This is a genomic window from Pseudovibrio ascidiaceicola (assembly GCF_900114245.1).
Lineage (GTDB): Bacteria > Pseudomonadota > Alphaproteobacteria > Rhizobiales > Stappiaceae > Pseudovibrio > Pseudovibrio ascidiaceicola.
This window is the reverse complement of the sequence record NZ_FOSK01000008.1, coordinates 297,666-324,585: the sequence shown is the minus strand read 5'-3', so window position 1 is coordinate 324,585 and position 26,920 is coordinate 297,666. Positions and strand designations below refer to the sequence as shown.

The window sequence follows — 26,920 nt, the reverse complement described above, 5'->3', positions numbered from 1 at the left end:
CTCATACATCATTCAGACAGGGGTAGCCAGTACTGCTCCGATGCTTATCAGCGGCTTTTATCGAGGCACAATATCACTCCTTCTATGAGCGGAAAAGGAAACTGCTTCGACAATTCCATGGTGGAGACCGTGTTCAAGACCATCAAGGCCGAAATGTTGTGGCGAACTGCTTTTCAAACCCGTCAGGAGGCAGAAAAGGCACTTGGCGTTTACATAGAGGGCTTTTACAATCCAACCCGGCGACACCCGGCGTTAGGTTATCAATCACCAATCGTGTTTGAGAGACAGAAAAGAAATATTGAGCAAAAGGCTCTCCACTTTTCATAGGCCACTCCACCTCAACTATACATAAGTACAGCAACAATTTTTATTTTTTTAAATCCAAATTGATCCCCAAAATCTGTTTCCACCCAAATATAGAGACGAAGACCAAAACTACAGGACAATATTAAGTTCAATAAGGAAATCCTGAATTACTTAATTTCGATTATGTAATAATACATCTGCAATAACCAAATCGAATGAAACTGGTTACACATGATACAACACAACTTTCCTTAAAATAAATCTTGAACAAGAGAAAAACAACAGAACCAAATCAACCCTTCGATTATTGCTTGTCTTAGTACAGTGCTTTTTTCAGGCTCCTTTGACCTTGGCACATCATGGAAACTCTATTATATCGTTTCAAGCAGAACTCGTCTAAGTCGGTGCAACTCTTATTCTGACGAAACAAAACTCCTAGCTTTACAGGCCAAGCACAAGTGCGATCTATCTGCCACTCATAAACCGGCATTTTGGGCTGTTTTCAGCATAGTAAGAAATTTCTAGTTTTCCTTTGTGTAGGTCGATAAAAGGTCAAATTGGGAGTTTTCTCCATCGCAGATTTCGGTACGAATACATGCAGCAAGCATTGCAAAATTTATCAGGGCAAGCTCCTCTCTTCTGCAAGCATCATTCGGCGAGAGTGTTTTTCTAAGGTGCAATACTGAGCAATAAAGGACACATGACTATTCGTCATCATCTGCAACTCAAAACCAGTTGACTTTGAAGCCTAGAAAAAATGCTAATCTACTCTTAGTTTGGTTGTACCAACACTGCTTCAAGCTAAATTAAGTATCACTCTTCTTACCATCTTAGTTCATATCCTTCAACAACCGGCCATGTTTCCTCGTCTGCTCAATGACGTCTCCGAAGGTGTTGAAGCCGTGGGAGGATAGGAGGGGGAGGAGTTTACAGAGGGCTTGGGCGGTGGCTTGGGCGTCGCCGAGGGCTGTGTGGCGCAGGGCTGCGGGGATTTCTATGCCGAGGCGCGTGCAAAGGGCGTCGAGAGTGTGCACCTGATCTGCGCCGAAAACGACAGCTGATAAGAGCACGGTATCAAGGATAGGATGGTCCCAGGCGTGGCCGGACAGATGACCGTATCGGTGTAGAAATGCCATGTCGAATGGTGCGTTGTGAGCGACGATGACAGAGTCTTTGGCAAAGGCATGAAACTCTGAAATTGCAGTGATCGGGTCGGGAGCATCCGCAACCATGTCATCCGTGATCCGGTGAACTCCGGTTGAGGCAGCCGGAATGGGTCTGCCCGGATTGACGAGTTGGTCCACTGTTTCACCGGGAATGATACGTCCGTTGACGACCCGCACGGCACCAATCTGGACAATGTCGTCCTTGTTCGGCATCAGGCCAGTTGTTTCCGTATCAAAAACAACGAAATTCAGATCACGTAGTGAACGCTCCTCAATTTCCTTTTCAAAATGGTGCTGGGCGGCCTCAAAGTCATAAATCAGTGGTCGCGGAGCCTCTGGTGCGATCCGTGCGGTCGCATCGTCAATCAGGATCATATAGCCCGACATGCCTCTAAGCTTTTTAAGGCGCAATTGAAAATTGAGGTTGCCACGGGCACCTTTCACATCAACAGCAATTTCTGTTCTGAGTTCGATCAGCTGGTCATAGGCAGCACGCAACTCTTCTTCGATAAAATAGTCAAAGATCGTTGCACTCAAACGTGGGACATGAACCTGCCCGAGAATGTCTGCAGCTTGCCCGTCATAAAGCATAATTTTGTGTGCAGGACTTACGAGTACGATGGCAACGGGGATCTCAGTTAAGAGCAAGGCGAGCTGTTCGCGCTCACTCGCGAGCTGCGCCGTTGCATCAGAAACCAACTCTTCTGTGTCTGCACTGTCATTGGTTAAGCGCCAGGCAACTGCATGGGCCGCAGGGGCGAGGTCACCGAGATATTTGGCCTCTTCCAGATCAATTGAGGCATCAACGTTTGCATGGGCTGTTGTACGAATGGCAGCGGAGAGCCGTTGAACTGGTTTGGCAACATTTTCGTCAAACAACAGCCAGATGCTGACCGAGATCGCGAGAAGACCGAAGGTGGATAGTATACCAGCCAACAAGAAACCCGAGGCCGGTGTTGTGTCCGTAATACGGGTGTATCCGAAGTAAAGCGCAGCTCCGACGACGGCACAGCTTGCTGCGGCGACACCCGCGAACAAGAGGAAAATCCGAAATCGCAAACTGAGACCTGTCAACATTATCCCGCTCCACATATTGTTGAGGTGATCCTGTCATTCTCCGGCACCGAAACCCACTGAGCCCCAGAGACGCTTCCCCCCTTCTCAAAAGTGATGCCGTCAGCCAGCGCTGCTCGTCGGCTGGAGGTGCAATCAGTGAGTACAGGAAGTTTGTTTATTGGTGACCAGCGGCCAAAGAAATAAGCCTGTGCCAGCTTCAGACCCGGCTGTTCTGGGTGTGTCTGGATCGTGGCCGTATCAATGGCAACAAATCTTTCCGTAAAGGGATACAGATAGGTCCACGGACGATAGAAGGCTTTGCTTTCTACAGTTTCAGCAATAATTAAGCCCTCAGGCAGTGTTTCTTTGGTGCGTGAAAACCAGCTATATTCGCTCGAGATTGTTGCCAGCAGCATGGCTGCACCGGCAGCAACTGGCGCAAACCAGCGCGGCAGGCGCCCGCCAAGAACATGATTGATCAACATCACAAGACCAGCTCCAGCAACGCCTGCAATGAAGGTCCCGATCAATTCAAGAAACATGTTATTCCTCCCAAGTGGCTGTGGTCGCTTTTGTTTCGCCCCAGCCTTGTTTTATTATTGGTGCAGAGCACGTTACGTTCTTTAACATTCACGTATCGCGCTCTGGAATTTGCTCTAACTCAGCATTCCACGGCCATGCCCGATGGCTGACTGCATGGTTTTGACCACAACAAACGCATCACGGACGTGAGATCGCTCAAAATCTGACAAGCCTGATGGTTGTAGAAAGTTATCCGGGTGAGACCCTTGTTTGACCAGATCGGCCTGATGTTGAATTCGCGTCTCAGCAATCAGGTCATAGGCATCCAGAAGATCTCCTGCGCCGGATTTGCTCAGCTGCCCTGTTTCACGGGCCTCTTCCAGCCGGGCACGAGTATTCACGGCACCGATTTGTCCTTGCAATGCATAGATGCGTGCCAAATCAACCACCGGAACCACACCATTGTGTTTCATATCTAATGTGTTTTTGTGCTCACCCGAACGGATCGTCGCCAACCCACGCAATAAGCTTAGTGGAGGCGTATGTTTCAGCGAGTTGCTGATCATGTGTGCGACAAAAATTGAATTTCTGCTCGAGGCTTCCAGTGTTTGTGCTTGCAGGTCTTCAAAGAGAGAGGCCTCACCGCCAATCGGCCTGAGATCAAACATAACCGAGCTGAGCATCTGCGCCTCAGGATCCGGTTTGTTGATCCATCCTTCGAAATATGTTTTCCAAACAGACAATGGCTGACACCAGCGAGAGTTGGTCGCCATCATGTCACCGGGGCAGTAGATGTAACCGCTGGTGTTCAGTCCATCACATACAAACTTAGCGAGATCCGCAAAGTACCCAAGCCGCTGTTCGTCAGTGACGCGATCATCCAAAAACAGGCAATTGTCCTGATCGCTGACACCAGTCTGTTCGCGGCGTCCCTGCGAACCGCAGGCAAGCCAGAGGTAGGGAACCGGCGGAGGGCCAAGCTTTTCTTCTGCCAGCATCAGCAGGCGACGCGTTGCAGCATCCGCAATATCAGAGATCAATCGCGTCACAATTTCGTGCCGACTGCCACCAGCCACCAGTTGCACCAGCAGGTTTGGAATCCGGGCCGTTACCCTTGCTATGTCATAGGCATCCTTGGCCTTAGCAACTTCGCTGACCAATTCTGCTGAACTGATGGCCTGAAACCGCGTCAGATCCGTCTGCGTCACCATGCCAACGAGACGCTCACCCTCCACGATTGGGACATGCCCAATACGGCGTTCCATCATTAAGTGCAAAAGATCTGACCCAATGGCTGATGGGGCAAGCACTATGGGATTAGCTGTCATGACGGCTTCAACCGGTGTCTCAACTGATAAAGCAGAGGCCAAAACCTTGAAGGAGAGATCTCGCACCGTGATGATCCCAATCAGCCCGCCTTTTGCATCTGTCACGCAAAGCGAAGAAACGCGAGCATCCCTCATCTGCTGAGCTGCATGTTGTACTGTATCGTCAGGTCGGCAGGTCACCGGGTTGGGCGCCATGAACGATTCAATTGGAATGGCGGCTAAGTCATTTTCGCGGGTCCGCGGCTTTTGTGTTCGATCAAAGAACCGAGCGACGGGCTGATGCGCTGCAATCAACTCTGTCAGTAGTGCTGGCGGGAGCACCAAAAGAACGGTTGGTTCACCAGCTTTTGCGGATGTGACCGCGCGTCCATCCAAAAACAGTCCACGCTCTCCAAACGAGTTGCGGATGCCGAGACGGCTGATAACGGCATCATTCTTATCACGGATTTCAACGCCGCCATCGTAGATGAGGAAGAGCCCCGGCAGTTGGTCTCCCAACTCATAGATACCAGCGCCGTGCACACGCTCCCAAACAGTTACCTGATGAGACAATGCCTCTTGATCCGTCTCTGGAAGAGCATCATAGGGATGCACGGATTTCAGAAACTGCAGGACTTGCTCTGATGTAAGAGGCATGGTTCCGCCTTCAGCTAGAAGAAATAAAGTCCTGCCCAGCATAGGCCGGGCAGGACAGGATCGAAAGACAGCGGGTGACTAAGGTTCAGCAACCCGCGTCAGTTATCAATGGTCCTGAGCTGCACCGGCCCCACGAGGGATACGAACGCTCTCAACAAGGTCCTTGATCACCTGAGGTGTTTCCTTCGTCATGCCTGCAACAAAGTAGGCAACGGCAAAGTTCACAGCCGCACCAATCGCACCGAACGATGTGGATTTGATCGTTCCAAGCAGCGGATCAGCATCAGAGAAGCTGGCAGTCCCTGGAATGAAGAACCAACCCTTGTGCAGGAAGATGTAAACAAGCGTCACAACCAGACCAGACAACATGCCAGCAACAGCGCCAGTGTTGTTGATGCGGGTTGAGAAAATCCCCATCATCAGCGCAGGGAAGATGGATGCTGCTGCAAGACCGAAGGCCAGTGCCACCGTTTGTGCCGCAAAGCCAGGAGGATTAAGCCCCAGATAGGTCGCCACAATAATCGCAACCGCCATGGCCACTCGGGCAGACATCAACTCACTCTTTTCTGAGATTGATGGCTTAATGGCCCCCTTGATCAAGTCATGACTGACCGCAGAGGAAATTGCGAGCAAGAGACCTGCAGCCGTTGACAGCGCTGCTGCCAGACCGCCTGCCGCCACTAGGCCAATCACCCACCCAGGAAGGTTTGCGATTTCCGGGTTCGCCAACACGAGGATGTCACGGTTGAACTTTGTCAGCTCATTTCCAACCCAGCCTTTTTCACCGGCAAGTGCCTGCATATCGGCATTCTTGTCGTTGTAGTACTGGATTTTGCCATCATCATTTTTGTCTTCCCAAGCCAGAAGACCTGTCTTCTGCCATGTATGCATCCAATCATACTTCGGATCGTTCTGAATCTGCTGAACTTCTACTGCACCACCGTTAACGCCGCCGTTCGGCCACATCATATCGGTGATGTTGAGACGTGCCATCGCGCCAACTGCCGGAGCCGTGATGTAAAGCAGTGCAATGAACACCAGCGCCCAACCTGCGGACCAACGAGCATCAGCCACTTTTGGTACTGTGAAGAAGCGCATGATCACATGAGGCAGACCCGCAGTACCAATCATCAGGGACAGCGTGAACAGCACCATGTTGAAGGTGTCAGCATTGTTCGATGTGTATGAGTTGAAGCCAAGCTCAGTTACCACTTGATCCAGCTTAGTCAGAAGCGGCTCGCCACTTGCAACGTCATTGCCGAACAGACCAAGACCTGGAATTGGATTTCCTGTCAGTTGCAGCGAGATGAAAACAGCTGGGATGGTGTAAGCGGTAATCAGCACCACATACTGAGCGACCTGCGTATAGGTAACGCCCTTCATGCCGCCGAACACAGCGTAAGCAAACACAACACAAGCGCCGATCAACAGGCCTGTTGTGTTGTCAACTTCCAGAAAGCGGCCAAACGCAACACCAACACCCGTCATCTGACCGATCACATAGGTGGTTGACGCCACAATCAAGCAAACCACAGCAACGATACGAGCGGTCTGGCTATAGAAACGATCACCAATAAACTCAGAGACGGTGAACTTGCCGAACTTACGCAGATACGGAGCAAGAAGCAGCGCCAGAAGCACATAGCCGCCTGTCCAGCCCATCAGGAAAGATGAGTTGTCATAGCCGGTAAAGGCAATAAGGCCAGCCATGGAAATGAAGGATGCCGCAGACATCCAGTCAGCCGCAGTCGCCATACCGTTGGTGACTGGATGGACCCCGCGACCTGCAGCGTAAAATTCAGATGTGGAACCCGCACGGGCCCAGATCGCGATGCCGATGTAGAGCGCAAAGGAGCTGCCTACAAATAGCAAATTGATAGTAAACTGATCCATGATCTGAAAAGCCCCTATTCTTCTTCAACACCGTGTTCACGGTCGAGACGGTTCATACGCCAGGCGTAGAAAAAGATGATCGCCAGGAAGACCAGAATGGAGCCCTGTTGTGCGAACCAAAACCCCAGATCAGTGCCGCCAACACGAATACCGCTCAGCAGCGGGCGCAGCAAAATGCCAAACCCGAACGAGACCAGAGCCCATATAACGAGGCTTATTTTGATGATACGCATATTGGCAGCCCAATACGCGTTGTTGGATGAGTTATCTGACATGCTCTCCTCCCGTTTGGGCCGGTTGAAATTCAACCGGACGGCATATGCCCCCAAATCTCAAACTGGATTTGCTGTTGATGACCAGTACCTCCCACTGGTCAGCTGGCTTGGAGAGTATCTGTGGATCTCGTTTGGTCTAACAAACTCCATCAAGAAAAGCCGCTCAGGTGACGTAGAATCCCATCAAAAACGTCACTACTTTTGAGGAACTAAGCTTTCCCTTTGCTTGGAGTTTCGAGCTCGCAGGCTTACACAGCTAGCCACTTGCTCTCTTAAACCCGCCCCACTTCATCAAGAGAGCGTTGCGTCAGCTCCCCAAAGTCGGAACTGAGCTATCACAAGATCCTCTTACTACTCCCACACAGCCACCTTCAACACCCAGTTTGTGCCCCCCCACCCAACTTGTACACGCCTACTTACGTAGAGAATACTTATGTATTACAACCAAAGACTTTGAAACTACTTGCAGGATGACGACCTTTGTAGGGCAAATTTGTATCTAAGGAATGTATTTAATTACTCTGTCTGGACTACAAATAACTATAAAATTATGGAACCATGACATCATCCGATGACCATTGAGTGTCCTACATGACCGTCAATCACTCCCTCTCCTTGAGCAAAGCCCCAAAATATACAATTTTCTTTCACCGAAAACTCGTCCTTCGAACATGTTTTGATTCCCACACCACCTATTTTCTGAAGCTGAAGTAGACAATTTCCAGATCTGATATTCACCTAAAGCAGATACCTGAGCCTCCACATTGTCAGCGTAATACATATCCAGAATACGATATTGAGATAGCTGCTCTCGTAAATAGTAGACACCGCGGTTTGTTACCAACAAGCTAAAAGATTGTGTGCTGAGATAATGTGTAGCTTGCGCAAGTGGTGATATTGTAGGCGTTTGAGATAACAATTGTGACCATAAGCCAAGCTGTAGGATTGAAATAGTTAGCAGGGAAAGGGTGATGGGCCTTTGGCTCAAACTCACCAACCAAATCACCAGCAAAATAGCTGGAAGGAGCACATGGCGGAGGTTTTCTGGGTTCTGGGCAAGGAGTGTCCAGAGTACGGCTGTTGTTGCTGCTATGAGCAATGGTGTGAGTTTGGGGCGGGTTGGGACAGCAAGGGCAGTCATTAGGGTGAGTAAGATCAAGCTTGCAAATGCGACGGGTTCTTTTGCAAGGGCATCCAGCCAGCTATCTCTTTCAAGAGTTTGCTCAAAGGATGTGTTACCCCAGACGGAGAAATGGCCTTCGGTGAACCGTAGGGCTTCAATCAAATAGGCCTTGCCTTCCAGAAGGAATACGCCTCCGAAGAACACGAGTAGTGTTCCGGTGCCTGCGATAAGGAGTTTTAGGCGGGCGTCTTTTTTTAAATACCACTCAAAGAGCAAAGCCAGAGCAATTGGAGCAATAAACGATGGCCTGCACGCCAGAGCAAAACCCGCAAAGCACCCTGCTCTGGTGTGTTTGCCTCTACCCATAAAAGCTAGGGCTATAAGAAAGAATGCGATGCCAGTTGCATCGCTCATCATGCTCAGACCAACGAGTGGAAGGAACGGCTGTGTCAAAACTGCAAAGAAGGCGAGCAATGTACTTGTATGAGATGCACCCCACGCTTTTGCCGTCCAAGCTGCAAGCGGTGGTAAGAATAGTGCCGAAAACAAACTTAGATAAAAGACCGCTTGCTTAGCGCTCAAACCCATCAAAACAAGTAGTTTGCTCAGTAAAATAAATCCCGGGTACCCCGGAAAGTGAGGCCTAAACTCAAGCACGCTGAAGCGGAGTGTGCCATTAACAAAGAAGTACGCATCATCGCTGGGGATGCTTGGTGTATGGCGGAGCAACCAGATGGATAAAACCGCATAGCAAAAGAGGGCTGTCCCCCAGCCAAATCGCAACATCTTAGTTTGCCAACGCCTTCAGAACATCTTCAACAGCAGCGCTATAAGCAGCAGGATCGGCATCTCGCTTTCCAACCCCAAAGACACCCGGATTTCCAATTGCTTCGAGTGCTTTGCGAAGGCTTTCATCTGCGGCTTGACGTTGCTCACCGGGTAAATCCCCGGCCATTGCATCGAAGAAACGTTTTGATTTCACAACAAGAACTTTGGCAGTCTGATAATCTTTCAGGTTCTCGGCGCCAGCTTGTAAGCGACGGGCAATTTCCGCAACTAATGCTCGATTAATCGCAGCAGCGATTGTAGCTGTATCTTGAGAGGCTAAAGCCTTTTCAAACGCCCCGGAGAGCCCGTGGTCATAGTCAGCTGTTAGATATGTTAATTCCTCCGAGATCTCGCTCGCAGCTTGTTTTGCCGCTTCAAAGTCCCCGGCGTTTACTGCTTTAAAAATGGCTTCCCGCGCATCAATCAGAGGCTCTTTGCCAGCGGCTGCATAAGAATAGGCATGAGCCTGACCTGCTACAAACAAAGACATCAGTATTGCATAAAGTACTCTCACCACGATCAGTCTCCTAAGCCACGCTTTCCGTTTCAATAACTGTTCTTTCACTGCGGTGTTCATAGATGGTTGAACGTTGATCCACTTCATCAATCAGGGCTTTCGCAGCCATCTGGCCCATCTCCATGGAAGTATCTGTGAAAATGTAACGGAAAGAACCTTGCCGCCCACATTGGATCAGATTGTCAAACTGATTGAGATGAGCGATGGCATTTGCGCGGTTCTTCTCATACTCCACTGTCATCAGCGGATAGGCTTGCCGCTGGTAAGTGGAGAAGTATTCGCCCGTCGCTGCTGAGCTGTCGATACCAAGCTTATTCAAGACACCACATGCTTTGGCAAACATCTGCTCGTTATCCATCTCCCACAGCTTGCTCTCTGGATCACATGGGATTTCCAACATAGCCGAGGTGTGCCCCTTTGGAGCCATGAACGGTGAACGTCGTTTGGGCTCCTGTAAGCGTGTCGCCATGATGTCTGGATCAGACAGATATTGCCATGTGTAGTCTGAGAGATTGTCCATTTCAAGCGGCATATTGAAAAACCGCAGGCCTCTGAAGGCTAGCCTGCTCTCGCCGCCTGTAAGGTCTACCATGTAAGGTAGCGAGAGGGTGGAGAGCACTGCATCTGCAGGATAGGAGGTACCTCCTGCTTTCACTGCACCAATGCAGCTCATCGTATAGTCAAAGCCTTCTACAGGCGCATCATAGATGATTTTGCCACCAAGAGCTTCGACCTTATGAGCCATACGCTCAAAGATTACGCCAAATCCATATTTGGGGTAACGATAATTTCTGGCATAGGTGCGCGGGGTATCGTTACCTATTGGTAGAAGGCGTTTCGCGACATCTTTCAGATCCAGTAGGCTTATGCGCTGCCCAGCCCAATCTGAAGAAAGATTGGCCGGATCAATGCCCCAAAGTTTACCTGTGTACCCTTCAAAGAAATTTTTGTAGAGCGTCTTTCCGAACCGGCTAGTGATCCATGTCGCAAAGTTATCATCGCAAGGTCGTGAGAACGGAAGAACCGCGAGATCTTTCAATACTCCAACCAGAAGAGAGGCCGGGGCGGTTTTAAGGATATTGCCCATCGCCAAAGGATAATCGTAGGTACGTCCTTGAAAGCGTATAACGCTCTTGCGTTGGCTGGTCAGCAGATCATCGCCAACCAGCTCTTCAACCAACTGTAACAACTGCGCATTGTGCGTGATGAAACGGTGCCCGCCATAGTCAAAACGATAGGTTCCGTGGCGCCCTTCAAAAGTTGTTGTGCCGCTTTGGCCACCCTCTTTTGAAGCTTTTTCAAGCACGGTGACCTGAATGCCGGCTTCTAGCAAACGGATAGCAGCCGTCAGGCCAGCTGGACCCGCCCCTAACACCAAAACATGATCAGGCTTTTTTAGCATAGCCACGGCTCCAGAAACTCAGGAATAGTCCAAGGTAAAGTGCCCAGCTTGTAAACTGGATCAGCGTTGGAGATGCGTTATAGCCGAACAGTGCCCGCATGAAAGTGCCGAAGGTGCCCTGATCATCCAGAACAAACGAGATGTTAAAAATCTGCTCCACCATGATCGGCACAACATCAATTGCTTGCAGCATGTTGATGGCAGAGGAAAACAATCCAGCGGCAATAATGATGATGAGCAGGCTGGTGTATTTGAAGAACGGAGCAATTGGGACTTCACGGGTGCCCCGCATCATGATCCAGACCAGTAAGATGGATGCAACAAGGCCGTTCGTTGCGCCGATCAGGCCGTTTTCCAGTGTAACGCCCTGCCCTGAGTACATGAGCGCTGAGAAAAACAGTACGGTCTCAAACCCTTCACGCAGCACAGCAATGAACGCAAGGAACACCATGCCCCACAGGTTGCCCGAGGAGATGTGGAACTCCAGCTTTCTTTTGACATGGTCGACCTGCGCCTTAGCTTGCTTGTGCATCCAGATCGCCATGTAGCTCAACACCAACGTGGCAAAGAGCAAGATGAAGATCATCAGCAGGTGTTGATATTGCTCGTTGGAAAACTGATCAATCACCACCTGGAAAATGAAGGCCAAAGCCAATGATACGATCAACCCAAGCACCACACCCAGATAGACGTATTTGTTGAAGTGCCTTACGCCAAGTTTGTGCATGTAAGACAGAATGATACCAACCAGCAGGAAGGCTTCCAGCCCTTCGCGGAATGTGATCAGAAAACTGGCAAACATTATGGCCGCTCCAGTGTTTGAGTAAGTTCAGCCATAACGACAGCTTCCGGATTGGGTAGATCTGGGTAGGATTGGCGCACCGCATCGGTCACCCATTGCGGATAGATCCGGAACATCATCTTCACATCCACACTGAGCGGATATGCAGCATTTTCTGGCATCGCAAAGGCCTCATCCCGATAACCATCTGCCGGGATTTTGGTGTCTTTCAGCATTTTCTCATAACGCCAGAACAGCAGACCCACTGGCTTACCGTCTTTATCGCCAAAGACCTTTTGGAACATGCGTGCGTCAGTTGGCACAACACCCTTTGCGTTCATCTTGCCATCTTCCAAAATAACTGTGCCATTTGCGTCTTTTACGGTCACATCCAGCCAAAGTTGGCGGAAGTCTGCAACGCCAGTTGGTAAGGCGTGCCCTGCCCCAACGTTTTTGACACGAACGATCAGTTTACCGTCTCTGTCGATGTAGCTTTCCAACTCAGCAGCAGTGCGCAAAAGCTCGATGCTCATATCTGAGAGTTTTTTGTTGCGCAGGCCGACAAGATGGTGATTGGCGCCAGTGAACTGATGTGTCACCACATTGTCTTTCACCTTGCCACCATCGGTGGAGATACCCGGAACATTTTCGCCGATTTTCTGCACGTCAGCCATCATGTGGCAACTAATACAAGTACGGTTCTTGGAAGGATCCGCAGGATTGTTATAGGAGGATTTCTCCCACTCACCATAAGTATTCACTATCACACTGCCTGTGCCTGGAGCTACCTCATTGTGGCAAGTGCTACACAGAGCTGAATCTTTGTAAAACAGCTGAGAATACGACTTTGCATGCACATCAGGCTTAGCGTTGATCTGTCGGTTCCCCACCCAGTGCAGCAGCGCATTGTCGTTGTCTTCAAAGATATACTGTTCTCTGTCTTTCACGTTGACGGTAAAGCTGGCATTGGTACCTGCCGTCTTACCCATGGCCGCTTCAATGCGCGTGATGCGGTGGCAGAACAAACAGCCCGTGCCTTCATCTGAATCCGGCACTCCTTTTTCAAGAGCCTCAAAGAGACTTGCGCCACCCTTCTCAAACATATGCGCTTCTTGCGGAACTGCCTTAGGCTCGGTGAACTGTTCTTGTGGCTCATGACAGCCGAGACACCATTTGCCAAACTCTTTGCCTTCGGTCTGTTCGGCAACGGATTTCACGACCATAAAGTATGGGTTGGATTCTCCCATCAGGCGATGGTTTGAATCTGCCCATTGCTCAAACATGTCAGAATGGCAGGACGCACATGCGGCTGAGTTCACCCAATCCTTCTCATGTAGGACCTTCCGATCATCATCAAGGCGTATCCAACTCGCATTCAGGGGTAAGTTTCCACGTGACGTGATGAAAGCTTGCAATGCCTCCATATCGCGCTTGACCGGCTCTGTCGGTTCATCTGGATTGATCTGCAAAGCCCCATCGCGGTCATCATGGCCCATACCACCTTGCGTCTTTTGCATGATGCGCAAGTAATCACCAATGAAGTTACCGGATATCATGTTGTTCAGATTGTCGTGGCCGATCGTAGCACGGTCGAACTTCTTAGTTGGCGTAGAGCGATAAAGATAGCCGTTGGTGAAGTTGAAACCATCCACATGGCAACTCTGACAACTCATCCAGAAATCACCAGTGGTTGGCGTCAGCTTTGCATCATCAGTATTGCCGCTGTTGAAGAGGGTCTTGCCACGACGTAGCTTGGCTTCAACCGGATCCTTCTGCACCAGTAGAACTGGAGCTTGCGCGCCCTGAGTGACGCGTGCAAACGGGCCGTCCCCACCTCTCTTCAGCTTCACCAGATCAAGCGTCATCGCGTTTTGCACGAAGATATCATGACCAGAGACAACAAGCCCACGTGGGTTATTGCCCGGGATATGACGGAAAATCTGCATGGCCTTCGCACCGCCCTGATTTAGCTTGCCTTTCCGACGTGCTCTGCGCTTCTTTTTGCTGATCAGGGAGGTTCTACGGGTCAGATCGAAGACCATCAAATCTTCACTGCCAGCCAATGTCACATAAACCTTTTTGCCATCCTCGGAGAATTCGGCATCATGTGGGTTCGAGACAATGCGCGTGCGGTTATTGGTGTCGATAATGTTGATTTGCTTGAAAAGATGCTTGCGGCGCTCTGTAACTTCTTCTTCTCGCCCCTTTTCGAGGCTCAGCAGCGAGACACTTGGGAACACGGTGGATTGAAACTGGAAAGGATGATCAAAGTTCCAAAGAACGTGCGGCAACCAGGCCTCGCTCTCATCCGGGCTCACCGCAATATCATCCAGGATGCGCGGAACACCTTGAGAAACAGCTTCATCGCTATCTTGTGTTTCAGCCAAACTAATCGTTTTCAGAAGTTTAAGCTTAGCGCCTGTGGTATCCCAAATGGATACTTTACCAACCATGGCATGTGTTACAATCAGACGACCATCACTAAGCAAAGCAAGACCACGCGGTGTTTCTTCGCTGTCGATGTCCTGAGTAATGCCTCGTTTCGGATCAATCGCAATGATCTTGTGCGCTTCAAACAACGAGACCCAGAACAGGTTATTGGTCTTATCATAGATGATGCCAAACGGGCGATAGTCGGTCTTGAACTCGGACAGAACTTCGTTTGTGTTCAGATCAATGAAAACTACACGGTCACCCGTGTAGTCCGTTACGCCTAGGATATTCTGGTTTTTATCCAATGCGATGCGGCGTACCTCACCACCAATCTTGATCTCTTGCAGCACTTTGTTTGAGCCGCGGTCAACAATCGTGACGCTACCTGCATCAAAGTTTGCTGAGATAAGTTTTGTGCCCTCATCATTGAGAACAAGGGAGCCACTTTCAACGGCAGCATAGGCTGGCACTATGAGTGCCACCAGTGCCAGAAGAAATGGGAAGATCCAGGCTGCAACTTTAACCATCGAATAGCGTTTGGCATGGTGGAATACCAATACCGAAACCGGTAATGCTGGAACCAGATGAAGCCAGTATGCCAGCTGCCCCATTACATTGCCGCGATTGCCAAAAAACGCGAGATAAATGCCACTGAGAACCAGCAGTACCAGCGCAATCTCAATCATCTGACCCGTTCTGCGCAGGAACGGACGACCGTTCTTCTTGATCAGATCACGATGAGAAAGCCAGAATGGAAGAACGAACAAGGGAAAAAGAACTAGTGATACGACGAAGTGTATGGCAAGCGAAGGTTGGATGAGTTGCCAGGGAAGCCCGACAACATCCCACAGCATCAATCCGCTGATCGTGAGGAAGTAAAGCACAAACTCAGCATGCTTGCTCTTGTAACCAAGACGCTTCCAGAACATTTCTATTGCGCTGGGTTGTGCTGGCTTAGGTCCATTGATTGGTACGCTATTCTTGCTTGCATCATCCATGAGTGTGGATCGATTCTTCGTCAGATTATTATGATTGTTGTCTCTATAGCTAAATGCGAATGCCTCGCATTTGACTTAGGTTAACAAGCAGAAGAAGCCGGGATGTTTTACACCCCGGCTGTTTCAAGTTGCGGCAAACTACTTATTTTGCAGCAAACACTTTGACCTTACCGGCCATCACCATAGCTGTGCCTGCTTGCGTGATCTGTGGCACGCCATCTGCATCTGTGTCGAAATCTTCACTGCCAGCAACAACATTCTCACCACTATCGCCCAGCCATTCAGCAAGCTGCATGCCTTCATTTACATTGCGGCCATTAATGACAGTGCGGAACCAGCTTTCATATCGTTGTGTCAGGCTTGCCAGATCCAACAAAGGTTCATTCTCACCTTCACTGTTGCGCAGAATAAGCATCGCACTGCGCAGTCCAGCACTGATTGCAGCAGCGGTATATGGTGTGTGCTCAGTTGGTTGACCTGGCACAGCGGCGTAGGTGCCAATAGCTTTGTCATACATCTTCGCTTCAATAGTCAGGAACAGCTTGCGCGCAGCTTCTTTGTAGCTCTCATCCTTTGTTGCAAGGAATGCCGAGGTCAATCCATGGACAACAGCGAACTGCGTACCAAGGCTTTGCTCCGCGTTTGCCCCCTTACCAATTTCAAACCCATCGACCGCAAGACCGTTCTCAGCAATCAAGTTCTTCAGAATAAAGTCTGCTTGCGCTTTAATCAGCTCAAGCGCCCGCTTGCCGCGTGCAGTTTCCAGACTTTCACCCGCATCAGCAGAGGCATAACCAACTGCCAGCGCATCCTGAGAGCGTTGGAAAATGTTTAATGCCTGAAGAGCATAGGCTGCATCATAAGTGGTAACTTTGGTGCCTTGCTTGCCATCATAACGATCAACCAGAGTGCCCGCATCTTTGTTGAAGTGCAGTGCATCAAGGTTCTTAAAAGTAGCGTTTGTCAGCACGCTTGCAGCAGAGAAGACATCATCTGAAACAATGTCATTCATCGGATCACTGTCTTTGTTCAGATCAGCAGCTGCAGCAAATGGCGCGCCGTCAAACACGGCGGTGAAAGCCGGGTTCTGGTTTGAGTTCACGACACGTTGGTCGCTATACGCATAAATTTCAGAAAGTGGCCACAACATCAGCCATGTGTCACGCAGTGTGGATGCCCCATTGATGACTTTTAGAGACCCGATAGCTTTCACAGAGTTTTCTGTTTTTTCGGTCACCGATACTTTATGCGGAAACCAAATTGGACCTTGTGCCGGATCGTAAGACGCTGTCAATTTCGCACCAAGCATCTTTCCGTCATAACCGAACTGATCACGCAGTGTAATCAGACGATCATTGATCATCTCAGTCAGAATAACGCCGTTGAAACCATCCGCCGTAGACACTCCAAGGGCATGCACGCCATCTTGATCCATAACAGAGGTTTCGGCTTCGACTTCCAGATCCTCAGCAATCGTGTGCATACCACCGAGGAAATCCTGCGCCCACATAACATCCTTGAGCATGATGCCTGCTGCTGCACCCGGATTGAAGGACTTGTCCATGCCTTCTTCTTTCCAGGAGAGCGATGCGTAATCACGGAAGTAAGCCGGAATATCGATCTTCACCGTTTTGGAACTTCCGAGGGCAGTCAGTATATCAGCTTCATCGCTGGAGACGACAGAACTGTCAATTGCCTGACCAATTTCAGGCAGTGCTGATATATATGGGAAGGTGATAGGATACATGTTGAGTGGAACTTCTTCCACTGGGAAAGCAACAGACCCAGCCAACTCAATGACACGCTTACCAAGGCTTTCAAGCGAACCACCACGCATTTTATTAAGCGGACCATTTACGATATGCGGCCCCATCTTGGACTGATAGTTGACCGCATACATGGCTTCCTCGGAGTACTCATAACTCTCGATGCCTGCTGCATAATCGAAGGCGGTTGGCTGGTTGACTAGGTTTGGGTCCAGAACATCCAGATCCAATCCCAAACCTTCCGCTAAAGGCTCGCCAGAAAGCTCAAATTCAGTGTAGGCCAGAAATCCACCTGCTGGATCAAAGATCTTGTCTAAAACCTCGACTTTAACTTCAGGGGAACCAGCAAGAGCTGCGGAGCTGATTGCCACTGCCGATGCGAATGATAAAAGTGCCGTTTTGTTCAACATGCTTAAACTCGGAATCTCTTTTTTTGGGGGATGGCCTAACATAAGCAAACCTCCCCTATCCCCCTCCAACACGCATAGATCACCAGGGCAAAACTGGTCGCTATTCGCAATTGAGAATGATTTGCAATCCGAGAAATAAGAAACTGAACATCTTTCGCAAATGACAAAAGTCAAATATGATTTAAATATTCATGTTTTATAATCATTCAAAAAATCAATATGTTATATGGGTTTATGACTACACTACATATCCCAGCCAACTGTGTATTTCACCATTCCCAACGACAAAACAGTTCGTTAAGCCCCAAAGAGCGCTGCCTATAAATGATGCGGGGCCACGAGTTGATTTTGGGACAAGAAGCCGATCTGTGAGAACTCTCAACCACTTTCGTCACTCATTAGTTCATTTAAGTGAATTAGTTTCACTTCGGCTCTTCAAACCCGGGAAAAGTGCATTAAGTTCGGTGTGCACAATTCAATTGTCCGGGCAATAAAATGAAATTTAATTATCAAAACCCAACTAAACTTCTGTTTGGTCAAGGAAAAATATCGGAAATTCGGGATCAGGTCCCAACTGGAAGTCGTATTCTACTAGCCTATGGTGGTGGATCGATCAAAGCCAACGGTGTTTACGAGCAAGTGTTAAGCGCGCTGAAAGGTTTCGCCGTGGTTGAATTTTCTGGAATCGAAGCCAACCCGCACTTCGAAACACTCGAAAAAGCAGTCGAGCTTGTTAAAGAACAGAATCTAAACTTCATTCTCGCAGTTGGGGGTGGGTCTGTTGTTGACGGTTGTAAGTTTGTGGCAGCTGCTGCGCACTATGACGGCGACCACTGGGATATTCCAAGTGGCAAACATCGCATTCAAAAGGCAACACCACTTGCATCTGTGCTGACTTTGCCAGCAACAGGGTCAGAATCCAACGGCAACTCAGTCATCACGCGCCAGTCCACAGGCGAAAAACTCGCTTTCGGATCTCCGCTTGTTTTCCCTGTGTTCTCGGTTCTCGATCCTGACACCATGAAAACCTTGCCAGAGCGCCAACTCAAGAATGGTTTGGTCGATGCGTTCGTCCACGTCTGCGAGCAATACTTGACCTTCCCGACCGGTGCATTGGTACAGGATGGATATGCAGAAGCATTGCTAAGAACCCTCGTTCAACTGGGCAAGAGTTATCCGGAACGCGATACTGATGAATGGCGTGCCAATCTAATGTACGCAGCAAACCAAGGCTTGAATGGCCTTATCTCATGCGGTGTGCCGCAAGATTGGGCGACACACCAGATTGGACATGAGCTGACCGCATGTTTCGGTATTGACCACGCCCAAACACTCTCCATCATTCAGCCAAGCCTCTTGCGCAGCCAGATTGAACTGAAGCGCGCAAAACTGGAGCAAATGGGGACCACAGTGTTCGCTCTACCTCCCTCTGAAGATCTGGCTGAAAAGACAGTTGATGCGATTGAAGAGTTTTACCAGCAACTGGCCATGCCAATTCGTCTGTCCGATGCCAATATCACGGATCAAAACGACATCGACACGCTCATGCACATCATCGAAAGCCGCGACTTTTTGCAAGCAATCGGCGAGCATGGAAAAATCACACCAGGCGTGATCAAAGACATCGTGTACTCAGCTCGCTGAGCCACAAAGAACCAATCAGCCCGCCACTCAACCGGCGGGCTTTTTTGTGCATACAACCTGTTTCCTGTGAAATCTCAAGTGACAAACTCATCCACCTCCCGCTATCCCTGTGAGATATCAGAGCATCCTTTCGCAGATTATGAGGGAGAAACGGGTATGTTGCAGTTGTCCGACACCCAAACCAAAAACGCCCTGCCCTTCCGACCATTGGTCGAGGCCTTGAGAACAATGTTCAAAGAGGGCTGCGAGATGCCTGTTCGGCACCATCATACCATGGGTGTGCCGGATAAAGCAGACGCCACTTTGTTACTCATGCCCGCATGGCAGTCAGGCGCCTATTTTGGCGTAAAGCTCGCCAGTGTGTTTCCGAGTAATGCAGATGTTGGGCTTCCTGCAGTCTCCGCCACTTATCTGCTTTCTGATGGTAAAACAGGCGCACCACTTGCGTTGGTTGATGGCGGCGAACTTACGGCCCGCCGAACTGCAGCAGCCTCAGCACTTGCTGCAGACTACCTTGCTCGCAAAAACGCAACGAGCCTGACAATGGTCGGCACGGGCCGTCTCTCAGCAAACCTCATTGAGGCGCATTGTTCAACAAGACAGATTGAAACAGTAACCCTCTGGGGTCGTAACTACGAAAAGGCAAAGGATAATGCGCAGGACCTGAGCACAAAACTTGGCGTTAAGGTTGTCGCAGAGCAATCTCTTCCAAAAGCTGTTGAGCAAGCTGATATCGTTTCCGTTGCAACACTGTCCAATGCTCCCCTGATACAGGGTGAATGGCTGTCCGATGGATGTCATCTTGATCTTGTGGGCGGGTTCACCCCTAAAATGCGCGAAGCAGATGACGCTGCCATCTCCCGCTCGCGTATTTTTGTCGACACGCGTGCAGGCGCAATGAAGGAAGCTGGAGACCTGACCATCCCACTAGCAAACGGTACGTTGAAACCTGAAGATGTTCAGGCTGATCTTTATGACCTCACCAGAGGCGACAACAACGGCAGAGCAAGTGAAAATGAAATCACCTTCTTCAAATCGGTCGGTGCTGCATTGGAGGACTTGGCAGGAGCAGTCCTCGCCTATGAGAACTCAAAAGAATTGCTAAACACGTAGACAAATCTATGCTCAGCACGGTTATCCATTTCTGTGCTGAGCCCAAAACCGTTGCCGCATCTCTGCCGTTCTGAAGTGTGTAAAGTGCAAATCCCGCTGCATGGACACCAATGGCTGATAATGAAGCAGATCGATTTCCCTGGTCGCAACTGGCCTCAAACTATCCAGCACATAGCACGCACCCCGAAATTGAACCGTTGTCACAGCGTGTATGACCTTCCGCCTGCTATCCTTCACCACAACAAACCGCAGATCTGGTTCTTCATAGCCCAGCGCTAACAGACTGAAATATTTGGCAATCGCATAGTCCTCACAATCACCTTGAAAGCCCAGAAACTGCAAAGGTGCACGCCAGACGTCCGCTTGCCCAGCGGCAATCGCCTGAGGATCATATCCAGCACTTTCATTGATATAAGAATTGAGCAGCGAAAGCTGTCGCAGTGACTTGCTGTGTCCAACACCGCGGATAATGCGTGACCAATAGTCCACGGAACCTGCACACCGCAGATTTCCAGCAAAGCATTCCTTTAAGGAGGCCAATTGTTGGTCACATTCAGGCAGGACAACCTGCCATTTCCTGAAAGCCCTGCTATTGCCGCCATTAATTTCAACCGACCCAAACAACCCAAAGCTTTCCTGCTTCTTTGTGGCGTTTGGAGCCGTAAACCTCACCAGAGAGAACAGACGACGGCGGCGCACTTTGTTTTTATAGCTAAACCGCAGATTATGGGCTTGCGCACTGGACATACTGGACACAATACCAGTCAGAAATGCTGCTTTGACCACCATCCCTACAAAGCTTCGTCGCAACAAACCGCGTTTCCTACGGTGTTTGCCCCGGTATTCCGGAAGAGCCATTACGCATTACCGTTCTCTTAGCGCCTCCTCACGTGCACGATTGACTGGCTTAAGAATGTAAGAAAGCACACTCTTTTCTCCAGTGAGTATATCGACGGAGGCGACCATCCCCGGAAGGATGGGAAGACTCTTGTTGCGACTTTCTAACTCTGTTTGTTTGGTTTTGATAATTACGGAGTAAAATTGCTCGCGAGTACTTTCATCGTAAACAGTGTCTGCAGAAATTCCTTCAACTTGCCCGTCCAAGCCGCCATAAATGGAAAAATCGTAAGCGCTGAGCTTAACAAGCGCTTGTTGCCCTTGATGAATAAAAGCAATATCCTGAGGTTTGACCTTGGCCTCAACGAGCAAAACATCCTCAACGGGCACAATGGTCATAAGCTGCTGAGAAGGCGAAGCCACGCCGCCAATTGTACTCACATCAATCGTGTTGACGATGCCGTCCATGGGTGCGCGAATGTCTGCGCGATCAACCTTGTCACCGGCCCCCTTGGAAGCTTCCGCAATAATGTCCAGTTGCGCTTGCACTTCGCTCAGCTCAGCGCGAGCTGTCTGTCGGAACTTGGTGTAAACACCTTCAATCTCCTGTTCGGCTTCCTCAACAGCCGCCTGCAATCGCCCCTCCGTGACCTGAAGCGTGTTGACCTGCCCTTCAAGGTCGCCAATTTCACGCTGAAGCTTGAGCATGTCTGTGCGGGGAATAATCTGCTTTTCGGCAAGCGGCGCTTTCAACTCTCGTTCTTCATTTGCAAGGCGCAGTAAATCAAGAACCTTCCGTCTCTGGTTTTCTGAGGCTTCAAGTTCCGCCATACGCTGCGCAACACGCGAACGATTGATTGCGACTTGGCCCTTCAATCCTTCCAGATTGGCTTGAAAAAGAGACAGCTCAGAGGCAACAATCTGCTCAGCATTCTCATGATAGTGATCACTATATGCCAGCTCCTCCCCACGCTCAGGCCAAACGGATTGGAACTCTAAACGTTCACGAGCAATTTCCAATGCCAGTTGCTTTGCTACCAGCTCACCTAGATTGGAAGAAAACCCCGTATCATCCAAACGGATCAGAATATCGCCTTTACTGACAAGATCGCCCGTCTTTACGAGCACCTCTTTGACGATCCCTCCTTCAAGACTTTGAATGACCTGTATCTTTGCAGATGGAATGACACGCCCATCTCCACGGGTAACTTCTTCCAATTGCGCCCAACCAGCCCAAAGGATGAACGAAACCAAGAGTATTCCGATCATCAGGACCAACAAGCGTGTGCGCGCAAACACAGCATTTTCCAAGCCAATTGACACCTGAGCAGCACCACGTGGAAGTCGTGTAGTTTCAGAGCCAAACTTCATCCACTTTGTGACCCGTTCCATCAGATGTAATAGGCGCAAAGATAATCCCCCTAGAAACTCCCCAACAAGTTCCAGAGGCACGCGACCAACCGGAATCAAGCTATCCTTACCAAAGGTAACCCTCCTTGGTTTTTCTGAATACTACAGGGATCTATTGCGGAGAATTGCAGGTTGGAACTGACAAAAACGGCCAAGCCGAAAACAAGAAAAGAAAAGATACCGCCTTCCGTAAAAAAGGAAGACACAACGACGACTGAAGTCCCTTCCTCACACAAAGAGAGTGACACAGTTGTCGAAGCCACGGTTTCGGTTGCAACGTCAGAAGAAAACCAAAAAGCAAAACAGAAACCTGAAAGCACAACACCTGTTAAGGGCACCACATCAGATATCCGCCCTGCGGACTTAATTGACATCGACCCGTTACGGGGATGTCTCGAAATTTTGCTGGTTCAACATAACATGCCAGCAAACTCAGAGAACCTCATTGCAGGCCTACCGCTAGAAAATGGTAAGCTCACCGCAGATTTATTACAAAAGGCCCTCAAACGCGCAGGCTTTTCGACCAAGGCTTTTCACCAGAAAATAACTGCTCTTTCCTCTCTTTTGTTTCCTGCCGTTCTGCTCCTCGAATCCGGTGGAGCATTGGTCATTCTAGAGAAGTATGATGAGAAATCCTATGCAGTCGCCCTCCCACATGCAGATGGCGGAGCCGTATTGGCGAAGCTGGATGAGCTCCAGGCGCTCTGCAGTGGAGAAATCATCGTTGCAAAACCGTTTTACAAACCAGAGGGCTCACAGGAACAAACAACAAAGGAAGACCGTTCCCATTGGTTCTTCGGTGGGATCCAAGCTGTTGCACGAGACTACGCCTTCGTTGCACTTGCAGCAGCCTTCATCAACCTGCTCGCACTGGCATCACCGCTCTTCACCATGAACGTTTATGACCGTGTGTTACCCAACTCGGCCTTCCCGACACTCTGGGTTCTTACCTTTGGCGTAGCAGGTGCGTTGCTCTTTGACCTTTTATTGAAGTCACTACGCGCCTCCTTAATCTACTTTGCAGGCAAACGAGCTGATTTGATTATTTCCTCCAGACTATTTGATCAGGCGATGCACTTGAAAATGGTTCATCGCCCCGCTAGCACTGCTGGCTTCATCAATGAAATGCGCGAGTTCGAGACCATTCGCGAGTTCATGACATCAGCAACCATCGCTGCCATCACAGACCTTGCCTTCCTTGGCATGTTCCTTGGCTTGATCTGGTATATTGGCGGTCCAATGGTTTATCCGCTCCTTATTGCCATTATGAGCGTAGTCTTTATTGGACTGCTAATGCAGTTTCCGCTCAAGAAAGCTGTAGAGGCGACCGTTACTGATGCCACAGTACGCAATGCATTACTGGTAGAGTGTCTCTACGGCTTGGAAACAATCAAACTCCAACGTGCAGAAGGACAGCTTCTGGGCAAATGGGAGAGCGCCACAGCCGCGGCAGCTTCAGCGCAAAACAAAGTCAGATCACTTTCTACCTGGGCTTTGAATTTGACTGGCTTTCTGCAGCAACTCACCACAATCGCTCTTCTGGTCACAGGTGCATATCTGTTCTCAGAAAAGCTTATTTCCATGGGTGGAATTGTGGCCTGTGTGATCTTGGGAGGACGAGCCGTTGCCCCACTCGCAACACTTTCCAGTTTTCTCGCACGGTTTCAGCAGGTCAAAGCCGCCTACAAAAGACTGGATGCCATCAATCAGTTACCACGAGAAACACCGTGGGCCTCCAGACATCTAAGCAAAGCCATCGATCACGCTCGGATTTCTCTGAAGAACATGAGCTTCACCTATCCGCAGGCCACAGAGCCGACATTGAGAAACCTGAATCTATCCATTTCGGCAGGAGAGCGGATCGCTATACTCGGGCCTGTCGGCTCAGGCAAATCCACTCTGGGCCGAGTATTGAGCGGCCTCTATTCGCCAGAGGCAGGAAGTTATGCCATCGACAATCTGGACCATCAGCAATTTGCGCCCACAGAATTGAGAAGATCCATAAGTTACATCGGACAGGATGCCAGCCTTTTCTCCGGTTCTATCAGGGACAACATCAAGTTAGGGTGCCCTGAGGCCTCTGACGCAGAACTGGTCAAAGCGAGCGAGAATGCCGGAGCATTGGAGTTTATCGATGCCCATCCACATGGGTTTGCCAGATTGATTGAGGAAGGTGGTCGTGATCTCTCTTCTGGACAAAGACAAAAGCTCATCCTCGCCAGAGCATTCATGGGCACACCCAAACTACTTTATCTGGATGAACCCACGGGCATGATGGATGGCCAAACCGAACAACAGTTCATCAGTTCCCTCTCATCAGCAGTCACCTCACAGCAGACCTTGATTATTGCCACACATCGCACGGCACCACTTTCTCTGGTCGATAGGCTGATCATTCTGGATAAGGGCCGTATTCTCGCTGATGGCCCAAAAGAAAAAGTCACCCATATCCTTTCAAAAGGAACTGGATGACCTGAGAACTTAGTACTCTCTCATGTATTCGCGAAAACAGAGGCAGCGATTGACAGCTTCATCATCCCAGACCGCGTCTTTCATGTAGCCAATAGCAACGCCACACCAGTCTCTTGTTTCCAGCGCCCAATCAAACCGCAATTGCACGATTGAGCTTTGCTGCGCGGAGACAACAACGGTGTTTGCCTCCTCAAAATAATCACGCACCCGAACAGAAATCTCACTGTGCAGTTCCTCAGGATGTTTCAGATTGAAGTTATAGCACACGCCACCGCGATAATAGTCGGAGGTCGCAACAGCAAGATCCGCACTGACCGCATCCCCTGCCCAAACCGAAAGAGACATGGCAGCTCCCCAAATGAGAAGTGCTGGACCGCTCATGCCCGTCGCAAACTTAAGTTTGCCCATAATACCCTCCCTTACTGTTTCGGTTTAGGCATGGCAACAGGTGTCCCACGCGCCCATTGAGCTGAAACACCCGGCAATACTTTGCCCGGTAACCAACCCTCAGTTTCCTCATCATCCCGAACTTTACGATAGCCCGCATCGGCTTGGGCAGGAGGTTGAACATCAAATGACTCTAGCAAGCCACCCATTGCAGCCAGTAGTCGGTAGTTGGCAAAGGTTTGCGCATAGCGAGCAGATATCTCGGAAACCTCTGTAAAGAAAACGGTGTTTTGTGTATCCAGAACATCCAGCAGAGTTCGCTGCCCAACAGTGAACTGGCCTTCATATGAAATGAGAAGTTGCTGTGACGCTGAAAGCTGTTTTTTGATGATTGCAAGTTGCTTGGAGAGCTCTATCCGCCTGATCCAGGAAGCGCGCGTTTCCCGCTCAACTTCACGAAAAGCACGCGCAGTTCTCATCCGTGCCTCACCAGCCCGCTCAACCTGCTCCGCACGCCTGTTCTTCGTAATATTGCCATTAAAGAGGTTCCAACGCATTACAACCAGCGCTGTGGCCTGATTATTGACGCCGGGAAATCCGTTCAGGTTCTCGCCAACGCGCGAAGAAAGCTCCAGATCCAACCTGGGATAATAATCTGCCTCCGCAATCTTGATCTGCGCATTCGCTGCATCAACATCAGCTTTGCGTAACGCAATCAAAGGATTGTTCCGCCGCGCCACATTCAAAACATCCGGAAGCGTGCCAGGAATACGCCGCGAGACACTGGGAACTCCTCCCATGCGTCCTACTGGCTTGCCCACCACCTCAATGAACGTGGCTTCTGCAAGTTCAAGTTCTTCAACAACCTCCTGCAATGCAAGCCTTGCAGCAAACACCCGCTCACTTGCCTGCTGCACATCCGCTACGGAAACAACCCCGCGGGACAACCCCGCCCGCATATCGGAGGCAACTTTGGAATGATAGGCAATATTACGTTGGGCAGACTGCTTCACTTCAAAAAGGCGGGAAACTTCCACATAGGCGCGCACTGCACTTAGACCGATGAACTCTGAACGCTCCCAGACTCTGAAAGAGGTCGCATCCAGACGAGCTCTCTGACGCTCAATCTCATAGGTCGTCGCAAACCCGTCAAAAAGCTTTTGCCGACCCGTCGCTCTCACCTCATAAGGACCATAAAAGAACTGATCCCTCTGACGTGTAAAACTGCGATCTGCCCATTCCGCCCCTCCGCGAAATTCAAGATCGAGACGCGGCAGCCATTCGCCTTTGGCTTGTTTCAGCTCAAAGCCAATCGCGTTGCGGTCAAAAACCGCTTCACCAATTTCGGGATTGCTATAGACGGTAAGATTCACTGCGTCTCTGAGAGACATCGCATGGCCTGCTCCGCTCAACAAGCCTACGGCAGCAACGCCAAGAATAAGTGGCGCAAACAACTTCATACACACGCCCTCTACGCAATACTTGAGACAACCGGGCAATTGAAGCTTTAATTTACTTTATTTTAATATAATGTCATTCCTCACGCAATTAAGTGTAATAAATACCAATAACTCAAAAAGTAATAGCAACTTCAATTCAGAAGGCAACACCTTTAAT

The 26,920-nt window shown here is 49.8% G+C and carries 20 protein-coding genes; 5 read left to right on the top strand and 15 right to left on the bottom strand.

Annotated elements, in window-relative coordinates:
* Positions 1-327: IS3 family transposase (locus tag BM231_RS16930; protein ID WP_139226360.1), on the top strand; the 327-nt coding region annotated here is incomplete at its 5' end.
* An 809-nt stretch (positions 328-1,136) separates the two neighbouring features.
* Here the strand turns inward: BM231_RS16930 and BM231_RS16925 are convergent.
* The 5 genes from BM231_RS16925 to BM231_RS16905 form a co-directional block, all read right to left on the bottom strand.
* Positions 1,137-2,549 (bottom strand): 3'-5' exonuclease, encoded by a 1,413-nt coding sequence (locus BM231_RS16925; RefSeq protein WP_093521156.1) that lies wholly within the window; start codon positions 2,547-2,549, stop codon positions 1,137-1,139.
* Entirely contained in the window at positions 2,549-3,070 is a 522-nt protein-coding gene (locus tag BM231_RS16920) for a hypothetical protein (RefSeq protein ID WP_093521154.1), read from the bottom strand. The genes BM231_RS16925 and BM231_RS16920 overlap by 1 nt, the downstream gene beginning before the upstream one ends.
* A gap of 114 nt (positions 3,071-3,184) precedes the next feature.
* Complete coding sequence (locus tag BM231_RS16915; RefSeq protein WP_093521152.1) at positions 3,185-5,014, bottom strand: DUF294 nucleotidyltransferase-like domain-containing protein; 1,830 nt, start codon at positions 5,012-5,014, stop codon at positions 3,185-3,187.
* 105 nt (positions 5,015-5,119) lie between these two features.
* Positions 5,120-6,907, bottom strand: coding sequence for a sodium:solute symporter family protein (locus tag BM231_RS16910; protein ID WP_093521150.1), 1,788 nt, complete (start codon positions 6,905-6,907; stop codon positions 5,120-5,122).
* Between the two features lie 14 nt (positions 6,908-6,921).
* On the bottom strand, positions 6,922-7,182 hold the full coding sequence (locus BM231_RS16905; RefSeq protein WP_057462081.1) for a DUF4212 domain-containing protein: 261 nt from the start codon (positions 7,180-7,182) through the stop codon (positions 6,922-6,924).
* Here BM231_RS16905 and BM231_RS16900 point away from each other — a divergent pair.
* Positions 7,181-7,387: a hypothetical protein gene (locus BM231_RS16900; RefSeq protein ID WP_093521148.1), complete on the top strand. Its 207-nt coding sequence runs from the start codon at positions 7,181-7,183 to the stop codon at positions 7,385-7,387. The two genes, BM231_RS16905 and BM231_RS16900, sit on opposite strands and share 2 nt — an antisense overlap.
* Before the next feature lie 393 nt (positions 7,388-7,780).
* Here the strand turns inward: BM231_RS16900 and BM231_RS16895 are convergent, their stop codons facing one another.
* From BM231_RS16895 to BM231_RS16870, 6 genes are all read right to left on the bottom strand, one after another.
* Positions 7,781-9,091 carry a hypothetical protein gene (locus BM231_RS16895; RefSeq protein WP_093521146.1) on the bottom strand — a complete coding sequence of 437 codons (1,311 nt, stop codon included), beginning with the start codon at positions 9,089-9,091 and terminating at the stop codon, positions 7,781-7,783.
* A gap of 1 nt (position 9,092) precedes the next feature.
* Entirely contained in the window at positions 9,093-9,650 is a 558-nt protein-coding gene (locus BM231_RS16890; RefSeq protein WP_093521144.1) for a hypothetical protein, read from the bottom strand.
* 10 nt (positions 9,651-9,660) lie between these two features.
* A complete protein-coding gene (locus tag BM231_RS16885) occupies positions 9,661-11,052 on the bottom strand; it encodes an FAD-dependent oxidoreductase (RefSeq protein WP_093521142.1) in 1,392 nt (463 codons plus the stop codon).
* Positions 11,036-11,854, bottom strand: a complete 819-nt coding sequence (locus tag BM231_RS16880) for an FTR1 family iron permease (RefSeq protein ID WP_093521140.1) — start codon at positions 11,852-11,854, stop codon at positions 11,036-11,038. The genes BM231_RS16885 and BM231_RS16880 overlap by 17 nt, the downstream gene beginning before the upstream one ends.
* Positions 11,854-15,264, bottom strand: a complete 3,411-nt coding sequence (locus BM231_RS16875) for a multiheme c-type cytochrome (protein ID WP_093521138.1) — start codon at positions 15,262-15,264, stop codon at positions 11,854-11,856. The genes BM231_RS16880 and BM231_RS16875 overlap by 1 nt, the downstream gene beginning before the upstream one ends.
* Before the next feature lie 142 nt (positions 15,265-15,406).
* Entirely contained in the window at positions 15,407-17,440 is a 2,034-nt protein-coding gene (locus BM231_RS16870; RefSeq protein ID WP_093521136.1) for a hypothetical protein, read from the bottom strand.
* Between the two features lie 495 nt (positions 17,441-17,935).
* Between BM231_RS16870 and BM231_RS16865 the strand changes: the two genes are divergently transcribed.
* Both BM231_RS16865 and lhpI read left to right on the top strand, forming a co-directional pair.
* The gene (locus BM231_RS16865) at positions 17,936-19,084 is read left to right on the top strand and encodes an iron-containing alcohol dehydrogenase (protein ID WP_093521134.1); all 1,149 of its coding nucleotides are present in this window, start codon (positions 17,936-17,938) and stop codon (positions 19,082-19,084) included.
* A 156-nt stretch (positions 19,085-19,240) separates the two neighbouring features.
* Positions 19,241-20,197: a bifunctional Delta(1)-pyrroline-2-carboxylate/Delta(1)-piperideine-2-carboxylate reductase gene (gene lhpI, locus BM231_RS16860; RefSeq protein ID WP_093521132.1), complete on the top strand. Its 957-nt coding sequence runs from the start codon at positions 19,241-19,243 to the stop codon at positions 20,195-20,197.
* A gap of 21 nt (positions 20,198-20,218) precedes the next feature.
* Here lhpI and BM231_RS16855 read toward each other — a convergent pair whose 3' ends face one another.
* A complete protein-coding gene (locus tag BM231_RS16855; protein ID WP_208860443.1) occupies positions 20,219-21,010 on the bottom strand; it encodes a transglutaminase-like cysteine peptidase in 792 nt (263 codons plus the stop codon).
* Positions 21,011-21,061: 51 nt separating this feature from the next.
* Positions 21,062-22,444 carry an HlyD family type I secretion periplasmic adaptor subunit gene (locus BM231_RS16850; protein WP_208860442.1) on the bottom strand — a complete coding sequence of 461 codons (1,383 nt, stop codon included), beginning with the start codon at positions 22,442-22,444 and terminating at the stop codon, positions 21,062-21,064.
* Between the two features lie 132 nt (positions 22,445-22,576).
* On the opposite strand from BM231_RS16850, the gene BM231_RS16845 reads away from it, so the two are divergent.
* Positions 22,577-24,916: a type I secretion system permease/ATPase gene (locus BM231_RS16845; RefSeq protein ID WP_093521126.1), complete on the top strand. Its 2,340-nt coding sequence runs from the start codon at positions 22,577-22,579 to the stop codon at positions 24,914-24,916.
* Positions 24,917-24,925: 9 nt separating this feature from the next.
* Here BM231_RS16845 and BM231_RS16840 read toward each other — a convergent pair whose 3' ends face one another.
* Together BM231_RS16840 and BM231_RS16835 are read right to left on the bottom strand one after the other, a co-directional pair.
* Complete coding sequence (locus tag BM231_RS16840; RefSeq protein ID WP_093521124.1) at positions 24,926-25,324, bottom strand: hypothetical protein; 399 nt, start codon at positions 25,322-25,324, stop codon at positions 24,926-24,928.
* A gap of 11 nt (positions 25,325-25,335) precedes the next feature.
* Positions 25,336-26,763 carry a TolC family outer membrane protein gene (locus BM231_RS16835; RefSeq protein WP_063311452.1) on the bottom strand — a complete coding sequence of 476 codons (1,428 nt, stop codon included), beginning with the start codon at positions 26,761-26,763 and terminating at the stop codon, positions 25,336-25,338.
* Between the last annotated feature and the right edge of the window lie 157 nt (positions 26,764-26,920).